The organism is Sporosarcina sp. P34, from assembly GCF_002743375.1.
Taxonomy (GTDB): Bacteria; Bacillota; Bacilli; order Bacillales_A; family Planococcaceae; genus Sporosarcina.
This window is the reverse complement of sequence record NZ_PDZC01000006.1, coordinates 1-21,375: the sequence shown is the minus strand read 5'-3', so window position 1 is coordinate 21,375 and position 21,375 is coordinate 1. Positions and strand designations below refer to the sequence as shown.

The following is a 21,375-nucleotide window of genomic DNA, read 5'->3' as shown; positions in this document are numbered from 1 at the left end:
ATAGTTTTGAAAAAGAAAGATTATACCGATATGGTACAATCCTATCCATCGACTTATACCCCCCACGTGGTGTAAGCGAACATTCTTTTTTAAATGTTAAACTAGATCGTAGCCTTGATCTTCAATCGTTTCTTTAATTTGAGCCAATGTTGCTTCATTATCAAATTCCACAGAAACTTCATTACTATTTAGGTCAACTTTAACTGAGGAAACACCTGCAAGTTCCCCAACATTCGTTTCGATTGAATTCACACAGTGATTACATGACATACCTTCTACTTTTAAGATTTCTTTCATATTGAACGCCTCCTGTTTTGTTGTTATCATCAATTTAACATACCCCATACCAGTATGTCAAGTTGGAAGTATTGTTATTTTTTATTTTGTCATTGTTTTCATGACACTCATCAACTCTTTAATCGCTGCTTCACCATCTTGCCCTTTAATTGCGTTCGCTACACAATGATGTGTATGATCTTCCAGCAGAGCTAATGAAACTTTATTCATCGCTGATTGAATCGCGCTAATCTGATGTAAAATATCTACACAATAACGGTCATTCTCAACCATTTGATGAACGCCTCTCACTTGTCCCTCGACACGTTTTAATCGATTAAGAAGCTGTTGCTTATTTGGCTGAACTGTTGTTTTCGAAGTTTCCTCCATGATCTTCCCTCCTCATATAAGCATCGATACCCCGTACCCCTATAATAACATATTCCTTTTTTAAGTTCAATTTTTAAGCAGATTTGATTTCATTAGGAAACGTTCCACTTTTCAAACTTTTCGGGCTAATCTCCTGTCTTCCACTAACAAAAACATAAAGCGGGCGTACATCTTTTATATTAGATGTACGCCCACGCTATATTAAAAACCTTATTTGTAAGATACTGCGGTAAATACAGCCGCAGCGAATTCTGCACGAGTCGCTTCTTTTCCTACACTAAATCCTGGTTTCTGAAAGACTTGTGTCTGATCAAGTGTCTTCAATGCACGAATTGCTTCTGAAGCCCAGTGACTTGTCGGGACAACATTATGATTAGATGCGATTTGTGATTTTCCCTCGATTTGACCCTGAAGATCGAATGCCCGATCGACGATAGCTGCAAGATGTGCAAGTGTCAGTTTGTCGTTAATGCCGAATTCACCTGTTCCATAACCTTGAAGGATTCCTGCTTCATTCATAGCCGCAATGTCAGCCGAAAATGGGTGATTTGGCGCGACATCCTTAAATGTCACACCAGTTGATGCTTCTAATTTAAGCTCCCGATTTATCATTGCAGCTGCTTGTCCCCGAGTAATTGAACTTTCAGGTTTGAATGTGGAGTCTCCATAGCCAGTTATAACCCCGCTTTCGTTTAGTGCAATGATTGCCTCGAAAGCAGGATGCTTTGTCGATAAATCTTTAAACACATCACTCATCTGCTCAGCAGGTGTTTCCTTAACTGATTCAACAGCTGCTTGGGTGTTTAATACACGTTTTGCCCCCGCGAATTTAGGCGCCCAATAAGGATCTGTCTTTAGATTCGCCTTCAAGACCCCACGGCTTTTCGCCGATATGAACTCGTCATTCCCTAAATAAATTCCAGTATGGGAAATACCTTTCTTGTATGTATTTGCAAAGAACACTAAATCTCCAGGTTGTAACTTGTCCTTACTAACCGCAGTTCCCACTTTGAACTGATCCGCGGATGTTCTCGGTAAGCTAATGTTGAAATTATTAAAAACATATCTTATATAACCCGAACAGTCAAATCCAGAAGGGGTTGTCCCACCGAACTTATAAGGTGTACCGTAAAACTTTTTCGCATAGGTTGCAATATCATTTGAAGTTGCCGCACTAACTTTATTTGACGATATAAATGGTATTATACTAATAAGTAACACAGCCATTAGTATTTGAATAAATCGTTTTCTCATTCTCCACCCCAACTATTTTATTGATGTCTTTTTTCGGCATCTTTATTTATCACTTCCTGTATAATTTTAGCATAATAACTATCATTTTCATTTTACAATCTCAATACATTCGCATGACAAAACTAAGGATTAATTAAGGAGAATTGGTGCAATGTTTTAGCAATTCATATTGTATCTTCGATATGCTACGCACAAAAATTCTCCTGATGTTCAATACTCTTGGAATTTCACTCCAATTTTTAACTTAACTAAACAAAAAGGTGTAACTTTAAAAACTTATAAACGTCTAAATAAATATAGGAAGGGAAACAAATGGTAATTTAACAGCCGCAAATTACCTCCCAAAAGATACAAGTAATTACGTGTCAGCTGCATATGTTCCCGATGGTGCTTGGTTAGCCCGTACAATTTCTACTAACTTAGGACTGCATAAAGTGAGCTGGTATATACAATTTAACTCCGCTGAGAAAAGTAGATATGAAGTGGCTCAATGGACTAGAATTGGCCAACATAAATTAGGACACGTATTTGGATTAGCGGACTTAAAAAATTCAATAAATCGTGCACGTTTAATGTGGTGGCAAGGTGGACAATATCAGGGACTGACTCTTAATGAAAAATATGGGTTAGCAAACATATGGGGGTATTAAAAATGGGTAGTAAAAGTAAATATATTTTAGGAGTTGTTGCTCTATCCCTGTTAGCTTTTGGATTTTACAACTTTTATAATGCATCAAGTCAAGAAATTTCAGTCAATAAAGTGAAGAACGAGTCGAGTGACAATAGTCAGACCGAAGAGAAGCCAATACTGACTATGGAAGCGACTTTTCCTTCTTATACATTTGAAGATTTAAGCCAAGAGGCCGAGTTAATTGTAGAAGGAAAACCTACAGAAATACTGGATAGTTATATGGTTAACGGGGATATTCCTTTTACCAAGTTCTCTTTTAAAGTGGATAAAGTACACAAAGGTGATATTGATTCGGCTAAAGAGATTGCATTTGTACAGGATGGAAATTCCGAATTTGTCTTTAGCGAATTTCCATTACTAGAGATTAATCAAAATTATATATTATTTTTGAAAAAAAGCGAATCAGGTAATTACGTCATAGTTGGGGGCCCGAACGGTAAATTTGATTATAAACCAGCCTTGAATATTTATGAGGCTGAAACAGGTGAAAAATTGGATGAAAATTTGAATCGAAAGTAAGATGATTGTATCTTTATGATAGTCTATCTGAACCGAAGAATGACGCTCTTAAAAAAAGACAAAGAAAAAAAGAACATAAAAAGGCGATATTTCGTTCGAATTCGAATGAAATATCGCCTTTTTAATATTGCATAAGTTTGTTTTATACGGTTGAAATGAGGAATACACAAACCATGAAATTTGTTGAACCGATTCGTGAGTTGCACAAAATCAGCAACATGAAAAAAATCCTTTTTGCTATTTTTCCATTATAAAGGACCAGCATATGGATAAGTTTACACAAAAAACGCCTAGATTTATAATCTGGACGATTTTTTATATCCACGAAATCAGAAGGTTTCAATACCCCTTAATCGCGTCTTACATATTATTTTCATTGACGGCGCTCGCCCACAATGTTCCTACTTCGTCTACTAAACAAGCAGGAGAAGAATATTACAACAGAGAGCCGGCTGCATTTAATCGAGATTATCAACAAGTTCTTTTATCGTTTTTTCATCCATCGGGCCAATAATCTTATGCTTAATTTTTCCATCCGTACCAATCATATACGTCGTCGGTATTGGCAAAATATTATAGGCATTCATTACCTCCCCATCATTATCAAGCGGAATCGGAAATGTTAGCCCATATGCATCAACAAACTTCTCAATACCTTCGAGCCCGCTCCGTTCTGCTGTCGTCAAATTGACCGCAATGATTTCTACGTTCGCAGAGTCCTTATTTTTTTCATAATAATTTTGTATATGCGGCATTTCCGCCTTGCACGGACCACACCACGATGCCCAGAAATTAAGAATAACTTTTTTTCCCTTATAATCCGTTAGCTTGATTATGTCATCTGAAAGCGTAGAAAGTTCAAAATCAGGCGGTGTATTTCCTTCTTCAAGCCCAGACTCGTACTCAATCGTTGTAGTATCCGCTCCAACAACAATCGTATCAATTGGCTCTGCTGTTTCCATATTCGACTTAACCGTCATCACAATCAACGTACCGATAATTAAAGCTGTTATGAGAAGACCAACAGTTCGTTTTTTCACAACGACCCTCCAATTCAACTGTTCTGTCATTTTCTATTATCGAGCTATTTTTTCCCTCCATAAATCTTTCAATCTACTAGCCAAGACCTTTTCAACTCGCTCACTTCTCTTTTTATGCTTTTAAAAACTTTCGTACAGACATAAAACTTCCCCACACACCAATAAATACACCCATGAATAGCATCAGTCCGTTCAATTGATAAATAAAAGGCGTCGTGCCAAGTAATTGGAAAAGTTCTCCTTGCAGTTTTGGTTCAAGAAGTACGTACAGATTGAAATAAGAAACGGTAACAATAACCATCGGTAAAATGGCGCCGAGAACACCAAGCCACATTCCTTCAAATAGGAAAGGAATTCGAACAAAACTATTTTTCGCCCCGACAAGTTTCATAATTTCAATTTCTCTTCTTCTTGCCGTAATCGTAATTCGAATCGTATTAGAGATTAAAAACGTCGCCGTCAGCAATAGCGCAATAACGAGTACAAACCCAATATTTCGACCTGTGTTCAGCACGTTAAACAACTTTTCGACTTTTCCTTTTCCGTAATTCACTTCATGCGTATAATCATACGCTTCTATTTTTTCCGCAACAGACGCAGTCTGCTGTGGTTCAGCCGCTTTCACATAAAACGCATGCCGAAGTGGATTATCTTGTTTAAATAATCCAAACTCATCTCCGTAGCCTTCAATCATATTGTCAAGCTCTTCAGTGTTAGAAGAAAACTGGACATCTAGGACGCCATCCGTTTTTCGTATCTTTTCCTCAAGGTCAGCGACTGCTACTTCATCCGCAGCGAGATCGACAATGACTTTAATTTCCACGTCTTGTTCGATACTTTCCGCCAACTGGTTCAAGTTCATCATAATGACGAGAAAGACACCAACGAGCAAAAGGGTTACGGTTACAGCACTGGCCGAAGCAAATGTCATCCACCTGTTACGCCCAAGACTTTTGAAGCTTTCCTTGAAATGTCTTCTAAGTGTTCTAGCTTTCATAGCCGTAATCACCTCCGACTTCATCACGGGTGATTAGTCCGCCTTCAATTGCAATGACCCGATGCCTCATCGTATTGACAATTTCTTTATTATGAGTAGCCATCACAATCGTCGTACCACGGGCATTAATTCGTTCAAGCATCTCCATAATCTCCCATGATGTAGCTGGGTCAAGGTTGCCTGTGGGCTCATCTGCAATAACGACTTTTGGGGTGTTAACAATTGAACGTGCAATCGATACACGTTGCTGCTCTCCGCCTGACAATTCATTCGGAAACATCCGTGACTTATGCGTAAGTCCGACAAGTCCTAGGACAACATTCACTTTTTTTCGAATTTGCTCTGGCGATTCCTCGATTACTTCAAGTGCGAATGCTATGTTTTCATATACATTTAGTTTTGGCAAAAGCTTAAAGTCTTGAAACACGACGCCGACTTTTCGACGCAAATAAGGAACCTGACTATTTCGTAGCGTCGCTAAATTAATATCATCTATGATGATGTCACCACTTGTTGGCACTTCTTCACGGTACATCATTTTTATAAATGTCGATTTTCCAGCACCACTGGGACCGACAACAAAAACAAATTCTCCACGTTTAATTTCTACATTTATGCCGTTTGATGCAACGACACCGTTCGGGTATTTCTTGTAAACCTTTTTCATTATAATCATCCTAATACCGCCTTAATATTAATCTACCTCTTTTAAACAATCATTATGTTTAAGTTTCTCCCCCACTGGTGCACTTGCGACTAATAACTATTTTTCAAGACTATCTCTCCTCCTTACAGAATTTTATTTTACTCTTTATTTATGCACTTTTAAGGGAGGAGCTAAGATAAGTTTGTAAAAGAAGAAATTGAGGGAGCCCTTAATAGCTCCAAAAGGAAGTTATCAAGGGCTCTTTGAGTAAAATTAATATTAATAACCAGGGTGTCCGGCGCCGATGCCGATTTAGAAAGCCGGAATTACTCATATTTTTAAATTTTTGACACTTCGAATATGCATGTTTATTCCTATTTAAACTAATTAAAGAACAGTGTTGAAAAAGCGATACTTCAATGTCTGATTTCGTCCTATTTAAGTAAAACTTGAGAGACAGCTTTTGCAAGTACAGCCGTTGTCCTATTTAGTTCTGCTTCATCATTTCCAATTCCACCTATTTCAACGAGCATAAGACGCTTATGAAGATCCTGATTATATTTTCCATCTACACCATGCCCTGATTTAAATACGATTTTCTTAGTTATATTTGGAACAATCTGTTCCATTTCGAGCATCAGTCTTTCAGCTAATTCCTGATTCAATTTGAAATTAGCGTGATCACCACCGATAACAAAAACGACTTGCGCAAATTTTTCTCCTTCATAAGTGGCTGTTGTCCTATCCGCTTTAAGTGAGTCTCGGTGTATGTCCAATATGATGTCGTAATCCGTATCGTTCAAGGCTTTCTGTACATATGGCCGAACAACATCATACGATTTATGATACGGAATCCTTGCTTTATTCATTTCCGCTGTAACATCAACGTCAATAATATCCGTCCCTACCCCATTAACCTCCAACTGTTTTTTTACTTTTTCACTGAGACCCATAATATTCACTTCCTGATGGGAAACAGCAATTTTCCCATCATGCTCTAAAGTGATAGGTTCAAATGCTTCATGTGAATGAGTATTGTATAAAAGGGCACGCATGTCTGTTTGTACTTCGGATTCTGTTTCGAAGATATTTGCTGCGTAAACTAATTTTCCCTCATCGGTTTGAACAACTACTCCCTCTTCAGGTGTTGTCTTCGGAATCATTTGCAAAATGATAGGGAATAAGAAGAGGATAAAAATGAGTGAGCACCAGATTTTCAACGATTTTTTCATGGACAACCCTCCGTCAACCAATATATGCAGCTTGGATATCTTAAAGTATTTAAGCTACAATAAATCGTCCAATCATCCCTAATTCCTCATGCCCTGGAATCGTACAATAAAATTCATAAATGCCAGAATCAGTTAGGGTAAATGTTAGTGTCTCCGTTTTTTCAGGTGCTGCATGTAGATGCAACATATCTTTATTTCCCCCATGATTGTGATTGGATTCCTTTATAATGCTAAAGTTGGAAGTCCGGATTTCAATGTCATGCTCAACATTATCCAGATTTGTAAGAGCTAGTGTGACTGGTTTATTTTTTTCTACAGTAATTTTATTTTTTGAGTACTTCATTTCAGCAGTTTCTATCGCAATAACTTGGCTGTTCTGATTAAATTCCTCTGTATTATTAATTGTCGGTGAGTGACCACTCTGTTGTAATTTCGAATTCACTAATTTCCCGTTCTCTTCCGCCAATGAATTTCCCGCTATCATATACACCGCGATTAAAAATGAAAGCAAGAGTGGTTTTAATAACCATCTTTTATTTTTCATTTTAGTTTTTTGGGGAGTTTTTAAAATGATGATCACAAAAATTGTACTAATGGATAGAAATAAAAATATTTGTATTAAATTGATTGACTCGCTTACATTAATCATTTCACCTAACATTGCCCCCATCATGCCGCCCATCAAGCCGGCCATTACTCCTTCTAACACAGAGAGGATTCCGAAACAAAACCCACATAAAGCACCCGCAAGTATGCCTATAACCACTGATAGTATTGTTGAAAAATATAAATCCCCTTGATAGGTTACACCTAATAGAACGCCAGCAGTCAAACCTACATTCATCCCAAAGAACATTGAAATTACCATTCCTTGCATTTTGCGAAATTTACTTTTCCAAATTATTGCTAATGTAACGACGACAAATGTTAACAAGCCAAGCGAACCTAATATAAATAATTCATAGTTCCCCATCATACCCCACCTTTTTTAAGCTATATAATATTTATGTTTACCTAGTGCAACGAAAGGTTATATACCTTATAAGGGTATGTAATATGAACATTCTAAATGACTGAGATGCGGGAATATTTATGTGTTCCATAATATGGGAGGTAAGTGAATTTTGCATAATTTCTGCATATTAAACTGGTATACTAAAATTGTATAAACTTAGAAGGGAGTAGATTGTATGTCAAATCATTCACATCATCACCACGAACCAGATAATCATCATGGAACTGACGGAGACCATAATCACAGGGATACACATTCTCATGAAGGACATCACGATCATCATGATCACCACGCACATATGGTAGAGGATTTTAAAAAGCGATTTTATATTTCCTTAATTGTGACCGTCCCTATTTTGATTCTGTCACCGATGATTCAAATGTTTCTTAATGTTGACTGGCGTTTCACTGGGGACTTGTACATTTTATTCGCATTGTCAACATTCTTATTCTTTTATGGGGGATGGCCGTTTCTGACGGGGGCCAAAGACGAACTTAAAGATAAAACCCCCGGAATGATGACTTTAATTTCCCTAGCTATTACCGTGGCATATGTTTATAGTACGGCTGCTGTGCTCGGTTTTGCAGAAAATGAGTTTTTCTGGGAACTCGCAACGCTTGTTGTTATTATGCTGCTCGGCCATTGGATTGAAATGCGTTCGGTCATGGGGGCTTCAAAAGCGTTGGAGGAACTTGCCAAACTAATGCCATCTGAAGCCCATCTTATCGGGGAAGATGGGACGGTAACGGAAGTCGATGTAACTGAATTAAAACACGGAGATCGGGTTCTAGTAAAACCCGGAGAAAAAGTACCCGTAGATGGTGAGATTCTCGAAGGTAAATCGACAATCGATGAATCAATGCTGACAGGCGAGTCAGTGCCTGTCGAAAAAGAAGCCGGTCTCGAAGCAATCGGAGGTTCTATTAACGGTGAAGGTTCCATTGTCATCTCCGTTAAGAAGATAGGTAGTGAATCCTATCTTTCGCAAGTAATTACTTTGGTAAAAGAGGCGCAAGAATCCAAGTCTAGAGCTCAGGACCTTGCGAACCGAGCTGCAAAATGGTTGTTTTACGGCGCACTTGCCGCTGGAATACTCACGTTTATCATATGGATTTCACTTGGATACCCTGTTTCATTTGCAATGGAAAGAATGGTAACTGTACTCATCATCGCTTGTCCACACGCACTAGGTCTAGCTGTTCCCCTAGTCGTGGCAGTTTCTACATCACTTGCTGCAAAAAATGGGTTGCTAATAAGAAATCGAACAGCATTTGAGGGTGCACGTAATATTGAGGCAGTTGTTTTTGATAAGACCGGGACTTTAACAAAGGGAGAATTTGGTGTCACAAATATTTACACTTACAATGGCTTCACAGAAATAGATGTCATTTTAAATGCAGCGGCTGTTGAATCCCAATCCCAGCACCCACTTGCAAAAGGAGTTATAAAAAAGGGTGAAGATATGGAAATCCCTCTTCATCCTGTGCAAGAATTCCAATCTTTGACTGGCAAGGGATTACAGGGAACTGTCAATGGAAAGCAAATTATGGTCGTCAGTCCTGGATATGTAAATGGACTAAACCTTAATTATGATCATGTCCAATTCGATGAGTGGTCTGCGGAAGGAAAAACGGTCGTTTTCACATTAATTGAAGGAAAACTTGCTGGAATGATTGCTCTTGCAGATATAGTCCGCGAAACTGCAATGGACGCAATTGCACAACTGAAAAAAATGAATATCAAATCTATCATGCTTACCGGAGATAATAAGAAAGTAGCACATTATATAGGCAAGAAGCTTAATATGGAAGAAATTATTGCAGAAGTTCTTCCGCATGAGAAATTAGAAAAAATCGAGCAGATTCAATCCGTTGAAGGCCTAAGAACCGCTATGACAGGTGACGGGGTTAACGATGCCCCTGCTCTTGCAAAAGCGGACCTCGGAATTGCCGTAGGAGCAGGGACGGATGTCGCCATCGAAACAGCAGATGTCATTCTAGTAAGGAGCAATCCACTTGATGTTGTTAATATCATCAAGCTTTCAAGGGCAACTTACCGTAAAACGATCCAGAACCTATGGTGGGCTGCTGGTTATAATATCGCCGCAATTCCTTTGGCTGCCGGTGCTTTATATTCTATAGGAATTGTTCTAAGCCCGGCCGTTGGTGCGGTATTAATGTCTTTAAGTACGGTAATTGTCGCAATTAACGCCAAACTTCTAAAGCTATAATGATTCAATATTGTTTTGATACAGCACCAATGTTGGATTGAAATAACGTCATCAAATCCTACCGACAATAATTTATTAAACAGGTTTCCCACATTTTAGTAAATACTGATACCCTCTTATTCAAGACGTTATTAGTATTTACTTATTAAGTGGAACGAGGCACTTGCGCGACTCATACATAAAAAGTACCCGTGAATTAAAGTTACCAGTATCGTTGGAACGATATTATTACGTAAGAAAGGATGATCATAGTGGAGAAAAACACACTAATCCAAAGACAATTGCATGAACTAGAATGTATGGAGAATTGTGATTCAGAGGAACTGTTGGTGGAATTAACAAGAAATCAACAAAAAATTAAAACAAATTCTGAATTATACTATAATGAAAAATTAGATAACATCTGGATTGAACATTATTATTGTGATATTCCTTCTAATCCTGCAACCTCTAGCCAACTACTTAGGGAATTACAAAATTTAGTAAAGAAAACTCATAAAAATATGTACCCATATTATATAAGTAAAGATCAGTACCTGTATCCATGGGTAGATCTTCAACCAAATGGACAACTTAAAAGCATTTACTCCGGAATTCAGAAAAATCCTCAAAAAGTTATCGAAGAAGAATTCACAACCATTCAAAGAAGGTTCGAACATTATCGAAAACTCATGATTAGTCAAATGGACTCTAGTAAGAATATTAAAAGACGAGTTCAAAAAATTTCAAATCAACATAAATTTAATGCTGAACACGTTGTTCCCCAATCTTGGTTCAAAGCAAGAGAACCAATGAAAGGGGATTTGCATAATTTATTTACTTGTGAGCCCAAATGTAATAGTGTTCGATCAAACTTCCCGTATTACGAATTCGAATCAAAAACAGACTCAAGAAGGACTCGCAATCACTGTGGATTGTATGAAATGGGGCGTTTTGAACCAGAGCATGGAAAAGGTACCGCCGCTCGTGCAACTCTTTACTTTTTATTACGTTACCCTAGAAAAATAGTAAAAAGATATAAAAAGAGAATCAATATTCCATTATTATTTCGATGGCATGAGCAATTTCCCGTTACTAATTATGAAAAGCATAGAAATCAAGCTATTTTTGAAATTCAAGGAAACCGAAATCCTTTCATCGATATTCCTGATTTGGCGAAAAAAATAGGTTTTCTATAACAAATGAAGCTATAAAGCCTCCGATATAATCAACACACGAGCATATAAATCCGATTTTTCATGTGGTATATCTAAAAAGGCTATTGGTTGTGCCATCGTTGCAATTGCTTAGGCTGCCATTGCTTCATATTCTATCGGTGATGTTCTAAGTCCAGCTATTGGAGCGATATGTCTTTAAGTACGGTAATTGTCGCAATCAATACTAAACTCCTAAAATTTTGGGCGTGCGTGTGAAAACTTTAATTCAAATAATAGAATACGCATTGGGGTAGTTTCTCTTTATCCCGATGCGTATCTTTTTTATTCCAAGTCTACTATTTAAAACTGATATTTTAAGTCACACTACTTAACAAAATGTTGATCAGATTTCTATGTCGCCTTAATCCCTTCCTATAATATATTTTGGACCGTTTCCTTTCTCCGCATCTCCTCTTATTTATCTTGATATGTGAGTTCTATTTTTTTAATATATCGCCTTACGATAAAAATGATAATCACAAAAACAATTGTGACGAAGGACACAAGCTGTGCCGCCCGAAGTTCACCGACGACATATAAGCTATCCGTCCGCATCCCTTCGATGAAGAACCGCCCAATGGAATACCAAACGAGGTAAAACAAGAACATTTCGCCGCGCTTTAAGTTCACTCTGCGCAACAAAATAATGATGATAAGCCCCACAAGGTTCCATAGCGATTCATAAAGGAATGTCGGATGATACGTTACGCCTTCAATCGTCATTTGATTCATGATCCAATCCGGAATAATTGTCGTCTCAAGAAACTTTTCCGAAACGGGGCCACCGTGCGCTTCTTGGTTCATGAAATTGCCCCAACGGCCGATTATTTGGCCAATCAGAAGCCCAGCAGCAGCAATGTCGACTATTTTCCAGAAAGAAATGCCCCGGCGTTTAGTATAAACATACGTCGTAATAAATGCACCGATCAGCGCACCATGGATAGCGATGCCACCTTCCCAAATTTGAATGATTTGCCCTGGGTTTTCTTTGTAATAATCCCAGGAGAAGATGACATAGTAGATCCGTGCACTGATGATTGCAATCGGAATCGCCCAAATAAGTAGATCCGTCAGAAAATCTTGATGCAGCCCACGTTTCACCATTTCCTTCTGGACAACAATAAATGCAAGGACTATACCGAGTGCGATTAGAATCCCATACCAACGGATCCCTATGGGTCCAAGTGAAAATGCGACCGGATTAATTGTAAGTAGATTAATCATGTATCAACCTCTCTCCTCCCGATTTGATTTATCTAAGGCGTGCCTTTGTCATGCGTATGAATGCAGTCCCGCAATAATCAAGTTAACAGCAATTAAGTTGAACATAATGATGATAAACCCTATAACCGCAAGCCACGCTGATTTCTTACCTTCCCACCCACGCGAGAGCCGTAGATGAAGATAAGCTGCATAGAATAGCCATGTAATAAGTGCCCATACTTCTTTCGGGTCCCATCCCCAAAATCTGGACCACGCTTCATGTGCCCAAATCATTGCGAAAATAAGCGCCCCAAGTGTGAAAACTGGGAATCCGATTAAGACGGAACGATAACCAATTTCGTCCATAACTTGAGAATTTGCCTTTTTCGCAAACGGCTGGAACAATGTTGCAACTGGACGACGTAAAATCAGTCTAAGCAACAAATAAAGTACAATGCCCGTTGCGACCGACCATACGAATGTCGTGAGCGTCTTCGCATTAACAATTGCAGGCATTTCCGCAAGTGGCGTCATTTTTTCTGGCGTAAGCGATTCGTACTCATTCATCCCGAATAACGGAGGATAGTTATATACAATTTGTGCTTGTTGTTCATTTTGATTAATATAGGTGAATTTCGCTTCATATCCTATAACAGCAAATGTTGAAGAAGATAAGATGAAACCAACAACAAGAATTAGTGTGAATATAACCGATTCCAACCAGAATCGTTGTTTTGACTTTTTCGTCAAGTCGATATTTTTCAACAAAAACACGAGACCTGCAACTGCACTGATTGCGAGAATCGCTTCACCGATTGCAGCAGTAATAACATGAACCGTCAACCAGTAACTTTGTAATGCTGGAATGAGTGGTGAAAGTTCCCTCGGAAACATACTTGCATAGCCAATGATGATGACTGCAAGTGGCAACGCGAACAAGCCAAGCGATGGCGTTCTGTAAATGAAAAACAATAAGATGAACGCCCCAACAATCATCATTCCAAATGCAGTCGTAAACTCAAACATATTACTAACAGGTGCCTGTCCGTGTCCCGTAGCTATCCAACGTAAAATAAAGTATCCCAAATGCGATATGAATCCAATGATTGTAATTACAATCGCAATATTTCCCCATCGGTTGTTTTGATGGGTTGCTTCCGAATTTGTACCTTTTACCGCCCCACCAAAAAACATCGTAGCAACAAGATAAGCAATAAATGAGACGAGAAGCAAATTAGCACTTAAAGACGCAAGTTCCATTATAGGTTGTCCCCTTTCACTTCATCTGAACTGGACTCAGCATCTTGCCTATCTTCGTACAGTGGCAAGTTTGCAAAATCTTTCACCTTATCCAGATCCTTTTTTAACCCAAACCAGTTTTTATTTGTATGGCCGGCAAGGACTAGTTCATCGCCTTCACCTTTTTGAATCCATATTCTCCTATGATTCCAATAAGATCCTTGAGCGACTCCAATCATAAAAATAATTCCTCCAAGAAGTAAAATATATAATGTCTTGTCTTTACGGATTACGAGTCCGGTAACATCACGTGTTTCAGCACTGAGAAACGTTGCTTTGTAATCATTTAATTCCGTTTCAACGGTTTCACGTATCGCAACAAAACTCATTTCACCGTCTGGCTTGGCTGGTGTCACCATTTTGAAGAAAAATGCAGGGTTGTTCGGTATCGGTGTCTTTGATTTCGGTTTACCGTCTTCAAAACCATCGTAATCCGCATAATAATCCTTCAATTCCACATACGTACCTTCTCCTAGATGATAAATCGGTTCGGGGTTGATAAGGTCAACAGTGAATTCCCCAAGTGATGTCTCCGATGCTTTTTCTGTTAGTTGGAAAGTCATCGATTTAAGTTCATCAAGACGATAATCCATTTGAAAAACGTTAAAACCATCAAAGTTAAGTGGTTTATTGACGATGATTGAATAATCTTTGACTAATTCTAATTGTTCGGACTCACCTGGAAGCCCGCCTTCTGCTTCTTTATATAACGTGACATCTGACTGATAATTACTCACGATTGTTCCGACTCGATCTATCGCCTGACTAAACACAGCATCTTCTTCTTTAGAGTAAGTATCAAGAATGAATTGATTGTTCTTTAAATAGTATCCCGGCGCACCAGGGATAGCACGCGTCTCTCCTTCACGAAGCCATAGTGCTTCATCAACATAAAATCCTGGAAGACCCCGCAGTAGAACACCAAGAAGGAAAATGATTAACCCAGTATGGTTGACGTATGGACCCCACCTTGAAAATCGACCTCTTTCTGCTAAAATCGCCCCATCTTCCGTTTTCACATTGTAACGAAGCGCTTTTAGTTTCTCTTCTGCTTTTGCCATCGACATATCCGTATCTTCAACTGTTCCTAAACCGTAAATCCGTTGTCTTCTCATGAATGAGACATGGCGCTTCGTGCGTTGCTTTTTCAATGATTTGTATAAAGGGACAACTCTATCAATACTGGCGATGATGATGGAAATCGCAAGCATTCCAACTAGCGTAATGAACCACCAGCTATTGTACATGTCATAAAATCCAAGTTTATAATAGAGGGTTCCTGCAAAACCATAATGCTTTTCGTAATATGCTAAGATATCTACCTCAGTAGTTGCCGGAACAAATAGCTTTTGCGGAAATAGTGTTCCAATTGCCGAAGTTGCTAGAACAGCAACAATAATACTAACACCTATCTTAACGCTAGAGAAAAAGTTCCAAATTTTATCGATAATAGATCTTTTATAGGTTTGTGATCTTCTTGCAGAGCCTTCATATCTCATGTCGATAAGCTTACTTTTTTTCGCTTCTTCTGTTTGTGGTCTTCCACACCGTTCACAAAGTACTGCGCCAAATGGATTTTCGTGCCCGCATTGGCATGTAATTTTGCTCATTTTGAATGGACTCCTTCATCATTTATAATATTTATGGATTAAAGTATTTATAGCATTACATCAAAACTCCATAAATTCTCCTGGATTTAATTTTACATAATAAATATGCAGTATTAGTGCAAAGCATAAGACGAGTATGTGAACGACTTTAATCAAGACCATCTTATTTATAATTCCTTCAGCAATATATAAAAGTCCATAGAAAAAAGCCCGTACAATGCGACGGACTTAAAATGTGAGCTATTACATAATTGACTGTACCTTTTATAATGCAATAAAAACCAATTATCCTTAGAGCTAATTTCATCAGAATCCCATAAACCCGCCAAAAAATGGGCTAATCCATATAATGATGTAGGTTAAACCATCGAAGAAAAGGAGAATACCGAGTGCAATCATTAAGTAGCCCCCGACTTTCGTTATTGTTCGGCTATATTTTTGGATCCATTTAACGCGAGTGATAAAAATTGAAAGCAGGAAAAATGGAATTGCAAACCCTAAAACATAGACAAGCATATACCACATACCAGACCCCGGATTTTGTGCGGCCATCATGAAAACAGCTCCCGTGATAGGTCCAGTACATGGAGTCCATCCCGCTGCAAATGCAAGTCCTATAAGGAATGTGCCAAAATAACCGGCCGGTCGATTCTTAAATTGTAATTTCTTCTCCTTCATAAGAAACTTAGGCGTAAAGAAACCTAAAATCATCAAACCAAAGATGACAATAAAAATCGCACCTATCTGACGGAGTAAATCTTGATACTGATAAAAAAACGTACCGACAAGCGATGAGCTATAACCGAGAAAAATGAAGATAACCGAAAAACCGACTAGGAAAACAATCGTATGGAGGATTCCACTTTTCCGAGACTTCCCTTTATCCGTGTTCATCTCATCAAGTGACATTCCCGTTATATAAGATATAAAAGCTGGATATAACGGAAGTGTGCACGGGGATATAAAATTTAAAAGACCAGCGCCAAATGCAAGAAACAAGTTCAAATCTGCCAACATCTATATTAATCTCCTCTCTGCCGAATACCCAAAAGTTGTAGACAATTTCCCGCTTGCCCAGTGCAAGAAACTTTATTGATCAAATTCCCCAATAAGTGATGGTATCTGCTATTCCTATGATGATAAGGATAGCACCAGCCAAACGTTGCACAATTCTTCCTGCCTTCATGCTTTTCTTCATAATGAGTCGCTTCGCATCAAAGAGCCATATTAAAAGAAATAGGACAATGAGCGGAAGCGATGTTGCCACACCGAAAACAACGGGCAAGACAAGACCATAGGAAGTAGTCACAACCAAGGGCATAAGCCAAACGAAAAAAAGTACAAACATAGTTGGACAGAAGGCAAGCGAAAAACTTGCGCCCAACATAAAAGAACCTAACTTCCCATTCCGTAGACGCATAGGAATGCGCATCGTTATTTTTTGAAGGAATCCTAGCTTAAGGATACCAAGCAAAACAAGACCGGTAATGATAATAAGCGGACCTATCACTTTACGGAACAATGGAAAGTATTCTGTTAATGAATTTTCGAATGATTCTCCAAAGAACCATACGAATAGTCCAAGAAAACTGAACACGACTACTTTCCCAATAATAAAGGCCACAATTTCTCCCATGTCATTCTTCATTTGAATGGTACGGTTTCCATATAAAGTAATTGCGCTCATATTGCCTGTAAGCTGGCAAGGAGCGACAGCCCCAATCAAGCCCAAAAGAAGCGCAACCACAAGAGGATATTGTTCAAAGGAATTTATAAGAATGGTAACGGGTTCAGTTATTATTTGACTGATTTTCGACATCAATCCATACATTCAGTAAGCACCGTCCATTTTCTTATTTCATCAATTCACTATCTTCAGCAAGTGTATTCCAATTGGCCCCTTCATCCATTGTCAAGAAAATATCATTATTATACGTTGCGATGACAATCTCTTTTTCATCCTCCGGATTAACTGCAATAAAAACGATAGGACTCATTTTTTCATCGGGAAGTTGAATCGACATTTCTTGATCGTTCCCAAATGAGAATGATTGGAGTTGTACCGTTTCATTTTCATAGCTCGAATAGTACCCACCATTTTCAGTCAAAGTTACAGCTAGAACCATTTTCGCATCGTTAAAAAGTGCAAAATTTTCGCCGTAGTCACTCGAAAGGAATATACCATCTTTACTTCCGATGGCAATCATCTCTTTCTGTGATGGATGAGCAGCCAAATTCGAGATGAATTCCGAGTTGAATTCATTCATAGAAGCCTCACTCCAAGTGGCTCCTTCATCCAAAGTATAATGAAGTCCCCCTGTCATCTCTTCCGTTGGCATTTCATTCAGTACATAGATAGCGTTTGAATCATAACCTGCCGCAAGATAGTGAAAATCAATTTCTCCATAGAATGCTAATTGTTCAAAGCTAGCACCCCGATCCGTACTTTTGACAAGACCAAGTGGATTTTTATAGTCAGATCCTGGCTCTGGATGACCACTTGAGAAAAAACCTTCACGTATGGCTTGGAAACCCATATAATCGTGCTTTTCGCTGTTTGCTTCTTTCCAACCTTCTTCATCATATTCATAAAGGCCATCATGAGTAGAAATTACAATTTTTGGCCCCCCATTTATATATCCCAAGCCATGTAAGTGTTCAAATTTACTATTTTCCACTTTTTCAAAAGCATACGGTTCACTTTCTTTGCTACAAGCCGAGATAACGATGAGCAGTGATAACAATCCAGCGACAATTCTCATTTTTTTCATCATGATATTTCTCCTTTAATTCCACTTATATCCAATTCCCCATACTGTCTTTAAAAATTCATCAATGGGAAATCCGGTAGTTTTTAATTTATCTCTCAGGTTACGTATATGCGAGTCCACTGTCCGGATATCCGTGTACGTGTTATAATCCCATGCAGCATGTAATAATTGTTCCCGTGTATAAGTCTTTGTTGGCCGTGAGATCAAAGCTTCAACAATAAAAAACTCTTTTAGCGTCAGCGGCACTTTCAAGTTCCTAAATTGTAATGAATAAGTTTCTTTATCTAGCCTAAAGTCACCATAAATAATCATTTCTGTCTCTTTTTCTTCCTTGGGAAAACGGCGCAACAGTGCATTTACCCTTGCCGACAATTCTCGTTCATCAAAAGGTTTTGTAATATAATCGTCAGCGCCGCTCTCTAGTCCTTTTACCAAATCAAGCTTATCGGTCCTAGCCGTCAACATGATGACAGGGACATCAGAAAACTCGCGGATTTTTTCGCACACCTCCCAACCATCCATTTCCGGCATCATAATATCCAAAAGTACAAGACTAACTTTCTCCTTCTTAAGTATTCCTAGCGCCTTCTGTCCACTTGTCTCTTTGATACATTTGAAGCCATGGGGAATTAGAAATAATTCAATGAGATCTAACATCCTTTGCTCATCATCAATTAGTAAGATTGTTCTCATGTAGGCGTATAACCCTCCTCATATTATGATGGTGAACGTACTACCTCTTCCTAGGCTACTTTCCACTTCAATGCTTCCATTGTGGGCATCGACAAGTTCTTTTACGATTGCCAGACCAATACCTGATCCACCTGATGAACGAGAGCGTGATTTTTCCACTCGATAAAGTTTTTCGAAAATGAACGGGGTCTCTTCGGACGGGATTCCGATTCCGAAATCCGCAACGGAAATGGCTACTTTCTTCCCTTTCTTGAAAACCTTTATTGTGACTACCGATTGCTCTATTGAATATTTCAAAGCATTATCAAGTAAGTTCAAAATTATTTGCTCTAATCTCAAAGGATCTGCATGGATTTCGAAATCCTCTTCACAAATTACCTCTAGGCTCAGTTTCTTCAAATTAAAAGAAGGTCCAACAAGCTGGAGGATATCCTCAAAGAACGGACATACCTTAAAATATTCCTTCGATACTGTGAAAGTATTTTCATCCATTTTCGCTAAATCCAATAAATTTTTAACAAGTTCTTTCATACGGTCCGACTCTTCTGCGATAATTTCAAGATAATGTTTACGATCCTTCTCATTTACCCCTTGTCTCATAGCCACTTTCGAATAGCCGATTAAGTACGTCAATGGCGTACTTAATTCATGGGCAATTGAGGCTAAGAACTCATTACGTTCCGTTTTTAATCGCTCCAAGTCGTTCGCAAGCTTTTGAATAGAACCTGACAATTCGCCAAGCTCATCATTCCCAATAAACGGAAGGCTTACATCAAAATCTCCTTCGCTCAATTTCTCCGTCGCTTCCTTCATTCGGATTAATGGACGTGTAAGGAATTTGGAAAGAGCAGCGTAAATAATAAGTAAAACGACTATACTCGTCACACCTGCCAAACCAAAATACATGTTCAACTTACCGACTAACTGTTCAATTGGACGTGTACTTTGAAACATGATTATATAACCTGAATGGCTTGAATCTACTTTATATGGATGTGCACTAATGATATATGGCAACCCTTCCCAGTCCGAAGCTAGAATCTGATCGTTCTTCAAATCAATATCTTTTGCTGTAGGAAGGTATTTTTCCAGTACCTCTTCGTTTTCTTTTGAGCTTTGAATGATATCGCCTTGGCTATCTGTAATTATGACTTCCCGATCCCCGTCTTTTTCCATCAATACAATATGTTCCATTGTTGTATCTGAATAATGTTCGATAAGTACATCCCGATGATTTGAGCCCACTGCCAATAATCGAGAGAACTCCTCGTCGATCCGTGAATGAATGATATTCTGATGGAGGTATCCAATAAGAGATATTTCCATGATTAGTACAGCAATGAAAAAATAAGCAGTTAGCTTGGTAGAGATTCTGTTCAATTGAACATTCGCCCCTCTCCTGAAATTTAGTATAAAGAACAATTATGAAATAAATATGCAGAAACGACTGAATTTGACGAAAAGAAATGATTCTATCTACAATCATGGCAGCTTTGTGACTGCATAGTTTTTTGATAGATCTTTAGTATAATAATAATCGTGAATAAAAACAGTCTAGGTATAGTGTTCATATCCTGCAAGTACTCGAAGGGAGCAACCGGAAGTTGAATAACAAAAAGAAGAGCCGTTTCATGATGCGGTTAATTGTTTTAATCGTATTGACAAGTGCTATTGTGTTTACAATATACAATAGCGTAACAAAAGAAAAACATGATGTATTAAAAATTGGAGATGATGCGCCTGATTTCGCGTTAGTCGACTTAAACGGTGAAAGCCATCAACTCTCTGATTATAAAGGTCAAGGCGTCTTCCTAAACTTTTGGGGGACTTGGTGTGCACCGTGTAAAAAGGAAATGCCTGCGATGGGTCGACAATATGAGGTTTATAAAGATCAAGGGGTTCAAATATTGGCTGTCAATATCGCAGAGTCTGACTTGAAAGTTCGAACATTCGCCGAACAATATGGAATGATTTTCCCTACTTTAATTGATACAACAAAAAGTGTGATGCAAGCATATAATGTTAAACCGCTTCCCACTACTCTCCTTATCAATCCAGAAGGCAAGATTGTAAAGATTATAACAGGCGAAATGTCCGAAGAAGACATTAAAGGATATATGGAGCAAATAAAGCCTATTTAAAACAGACATAAATCTATTCAGATATTGTCACGGGGTATTAATCGAGTAGGAGGGAGTGATTAACTCCCGACCTCTCACACCACCGTACGTACCGTTCGGTATACGGCGGTTCAATTAAGATTGATGACGCAAAGTTTCATAACGAGATACTAGACTTTTGAGCCCTCGGGAA

General features: G+C 38.5%; 20 protein-coding genes. 4 read left to right on the top strand and 16 right to left on the bottom strand.

The annotated features are described in order from the left end of the window. Window positions 1-96: 96 nt before the first annotated feature. From copZ to CSV63_RS10160, 3 genes are all read right to left on the bottom strand, one after another. On the bottom strand, window positions 97-297 hold the full coding sequence (gene copZ / locus CSV63_RS10170; protein ID WP_099636601.1) for a copper chaperone CopZ: 201 nt from the start codon (window positions 295-297) through the stop codon (window positions 97-99). A gap of 81 nt (window positions 298-378) precedes the next feature. Further along, the gene (locus CSV63_RS10165; protein ID WP_099636602.1) at window positions 379-666 is read right to left on the bottom strand and encodes a metal-sensitive transcriptional regulator; all 288 of its coding nucleotides are present in this window, start codon (window positions 664-666) and stop codon (window positions 379-381) included. A 210-nt stretch (window positions 667-876) separates the two neighbouring features. Further along, entirely contained in the window at window positions 877-1,920 is a 1,044-nt protein-coding gene (locus tag CSV63_RS10160) for a C40 family peptidase (protein ID WP_099636603.1), read from the bottom strand. A 652-nt stretch (window positions 1,921-2,572) separates the two neighbouring features. Here CSV63_RS10160 and CSV63_RS10150 point away from each other — a divergent pair. After that, the gene (locus tag CSV63_RS10150) at window positions 2,573-3,130 is read left to right on the top strand and encodes a hypothetical protein (RefSeq protein ID WP_099636605.1); all 558 of its coding nucleotides are present in this window, start codon (window positions 2,573-2,575) and stop codon (window positions 3,128-3,130) included. A gap of 458 nt (window positions 3,131-3,588) precedes the next feature. Here the strand turns inward: CSV63_RS10150 and CSV63_RS10145 are convergent, their stop codons facing one another. The 5 genes from CSV63_RS10145 to CSV63_RS10125 form a co-directional block, all read right to left on the bottom strand. Then, a complete protein-coding gene (locus CSV63_RS10145; protein ID WP_099636606.1) occupies window positions 3,589-4,170 on the bottom strand; it encodes a redoxin domain-containing protein in 582 nt (193 codons plus the stop codon). Window positions 4,171-4,282: 112 nt separating this feature from the next. Continuing rightward, entirely contained in the window at window positions 4,283-5,167 is an 885-nt protein-coding gene (gene ftsX / locus CSV63_RS10140) for a permease-like cell division protein FtsX (protein ID WP_099636607.1), read from the bottom strand. Further along, the gene (gene ftsE / locus CSV63_RS10135; RefSeq protein WP_099636608.1) at window positions 5,157-5,843 is read right to left on the bottom strand and encodes a cell division ATP-binding protein FtsE; all 687 of its coding nucleotides are present in this window, start codon (window positions 5,841-5,843) and stop codon (window positions 5,157-5,159) included. Before ftsE ends, ftsX begins: the two co-directional genes overlap by 11 nt. Window positions 5,844-6,247: 404 nt before the next feature. Beyond that, window positions 6,248-7,045, bottom strand: a complete 798-nt coding sequence (gene spoIIP / locus CSV63_RS10130) for a stage II sporulation protein P (protein WP_099636609.1) — start codon at window positions 7,043-7,045, stop codon at window positions 6,248-6,250. Window positions 7,046-7,094: 49 nt separating this feature from the next. Continuing rightward, window positions 7,095-8,018: a plastocyanin/azurin family copper-binding protein gene (locus CSV63_RS10125; RefSeq protein ID WP_233189573.1), complete on the bottom strand. Its 924-nt coding sequence runs from the start codon at window positions 8,016-8,018 to the stop codon at window positions 7,095-7,097. A 217-nt stretch (window positions 8,019-8,235) separates the two neighbouring features. Between CSV63_RS10125 and CSV63_RS10120 the strand changes: the two genes are divergently transcribed. Beyond that, window positions 8,236-10,290 (top strand): copper-translocating P-type ATPase, encoded by a 2,055-nt coding sequence (locus tag CSV63_RS10120; protein ID WP_099636611.1) that lies wholly within the window; start codon window positions 8,236-8,238, stop codon window positions 10,288-10,290. 251 nt (window positions 10,291-10,541) lie between these two features. Further along, window positions 10,542-11,468 carry an endonuclease I family protein gene (locus tag CSV63_RS10115; RefSeq protein WP_233189574.1) on the top strand — a complete coding sequence of 309 codons (927 nt, stop codon included), beginning with the start codon at window positions 10,542-10,544 and terminating at the stop codon, window positions 11,466-11,468. A 432-nt stretch (window positions 11,469-11,900) separates the two neighbouring features. Here the strand turns inward: CSV63_RS10115 and lgt are convergent, their stop codons facing one another. The 8 genes from lgt to CSV63_RS10075 all read right to left on the bottom strand — a co-directional run bounded on the left by lgt (window position 11,901) and on the right by CSV63_RS10075 (window position 20,442). Further along, window positions 11,901-12,710 carry a prolipoprotein diacylglyceryl transferase gene (gene lgt, locus CSV63_RS10110; protein WP_099636613.1) on the bottom strand — a complete coding sequence of 270 codons (810 nt, stop codon included), beginning with the start codon at window positions 12,708-12,710 and terminating at the stop codon, window positions 11,901-11,903. A gap of 48 nt (window positions 12,711-12,758) precedes the next feature. After that, a complete protein-coding gene (ccsB, locus tag CSV63_RS10105) occupies window positions 12,759-13,949 on the bottom strand; it encodes a c-type cytochrome biogenesis protein CcsB (protein WP_099636614.1) in 1,191 nt (396 codons plus the stop codon). Then, window positions 13,949-15,598 carry a cytochrome c biogenesis protein ResB gene (gene resB / locus CSV63_RS10100; protein ID WP_099636615.1) on the bottom strand — a complete coding sequence of 550 codons (1,650 nt, stop codon included), beginning with the start codon at window positions 15,596-15,598 and terminating at the stop codon, window positions 13,949-13,951. The genes ccsB and resB overlap by 1 nt, the downstream gene beginning before the upstream one ends. Before the next feature lie 306 nt (window positions 15,599-15,904). Further along, complete coding sequence (locus tag CSV63_RS10095; RefSeq protein ID WP_099636616.1) at window positions 15,905-16,615, bottom strand: cytochrome c biogenesis CcdA family protein; 711 nt, start codon at window positions 16,613-16,615, stop codon at window positions 15,905-15,907. A gap of 79 nt (window positions 16,616-16,694) precedes the next feature. Next, the gene (locus CSV63_RS10090; protein ID WP_099636617.1) at window positions 16,695-17,429 is read right to left on the bottom strand and encodes an urease accessory protein UreH domain-containing protein; all 735 of its coding nucleotides are present in this window, start codon (window positions 17,427-17,429) and stop codon (window positions 16,695-16,697) included. Between the two features lie 22 nt (window positions 17,430-17,451). After that, window positions 17,452-18,372 carry a F510_1955 family glycosylhydrolase gene (locus tag CSV63_RS10085; RefSeq protein WP_199175257.1) on the bottom strand — a complete coding sequence of 307 codons (921 nt, stop codon included), beginning with the start codon at window positions 18,370-18,372 and terminating at the stop codon, window positions 17,452-17,454. Window positions 18,373-18,384: 12 nt separating this feature from the next. After that, on the bottom strand, window positions 18,385-19,062 hold the full coding sequence (locus CSV63_RS10080; protein WP_099695706.1) for a response regulator transcription factor: 678 nt from the start codon (window positions 19,060-19,062) through the stop codon (window positions 18,385-18,387). A gap of 18 nt (window positions 19,063-19,080) precedes the next feature. After that, a complete protein-coding gene (locus tag CSV63_RS10075; protein ID WP_199175258.1) occupies window positions 19,081-20,442 on the bottom strand; it encodes a HAMP domain-containing sensor histidine kinase in 1,362 nt (453 codons plus the stop codon). A 224-nt stretch (window positions 20,443-20,666) separates the two neighbouring features. Between CSV63_RS10075 and resA the strand changes: the two genes are divergently transcribed. Beyond that, window positions 20,667-21,203, top strand: coding sequence for a thiol-disulfide oxidoreductase ResA (gene resA, locus CSV63_RS10070; protein ID WP_099636620.1), 537 nt, complete (start codon window positions 20,667-20,669; stop codon window positions 21,201-21,203). Window positions 21,204-21,375 lie beyond the last annotated feature (172 nt).

Coding starts and splice junctions, on each gene's coding strand:
- copZ (WP_099636601.1), bottom strand. CDS start 297: ATGAAAGAAATCTTAAAAGTAGAAGGTATGTCATGTAATCACTGTGTG.
- CSV63_RS10165 (WP_099636602.1), bottom strand. CDS start 666: ATGGAGGAAACTTCGAAAACAACAGTTCAGCCAAATAAGCAACAGCTT.
- CSV63_RS10160 (WP_099636603.1), bottom strand. CDS start 1,920: ATGAGAAAACGATTTATTCAAATACTAATGGCTGTGTTACTTATTAGT.
- CSV63_RS10150 (WP_099636605.1), top strand. CDS start 2,573: ATGGGTAGTAAAAGTAAATATATTTTAGGAGTTGTTGCTCTATCCCTG.
- ftsX (WP_099636607.1), bottom strand. CDS start 5,167: ATGAAAGCTAGAACACTTAGAAGACATTTCAAGGAAAGCTTCAAAAGT.
- ftsE (WP_099636608.1), bottom strand. CDS start 5,843: ATGATTATAATGAAAAAGGTTTACAAGAAATACCCGAACGGTGTCGTT.
- spoIIP (WP_099636609.1), bottom strand. CDS start 7,045: ATGAAAAAATCGTTGAAAATCTGGTGCTCACTCATTTTTATCCTCTTC.
- CSV63_RS10125 (WP_233189573.1), bottom strand. CDS start 8,018: ATGGGGAACTATGAATTATTTATATTAGGTTCGCTTGGCTTGTTAACA.
- CSV63_RS10120 (WP_099636611.1), top strand. CDS start 8,236: ATGTCAAATCATTCACATCATCACCACGAACCAGATAATCATCATGGA.
- lgt (WP_099636613.1), bottom strand. CDS start 12,710: ATGATTAATCTACTTACAATTAATCCGGTCGCATTTTCACTTGGACCC.
- ccsB (WP_099636614.1), bottom strand. CDS start 13,949: ATGGAACTTGCGTCTTTAAGTGCTAATTTGCTTCTCGTCTCATTTATT.
- resB (WP_099636615.1), bottom strand. CDS start 15,598: ATGAGCAAAATTACATGCCAATGCGGGCACGAAAATCCATTTGGCGCA.
- CSV63_RS10095 (WP_099636616.1), bottom strand. CDS start 16,615: ATGTTGGCAGATTTGAACTTGTTTCTTGCATTTGGCGCTGGTCTTTTA.
- CSV63_RS10090 (WP_099636617.1), bottom strand. CDS start 17,429: ATGTATGGATTGATGTCGAAAATCAGTCAAATAATAACTGAACCCGTT.
- CSV63_RS10085 (WP_199175257.1), bottom strand. CDS start 18,372: ATGATGAAAAAAATGAGAATTGTCGCTGGATTGTTATCACTGCTCATC.
- CSV63_RS10080 (WP_099695706.1), bottom strand. CDS start 19,062: ATGAGAACAATCTTACTAATTGATGATGAGCAAAGGATGTTAGATCTC.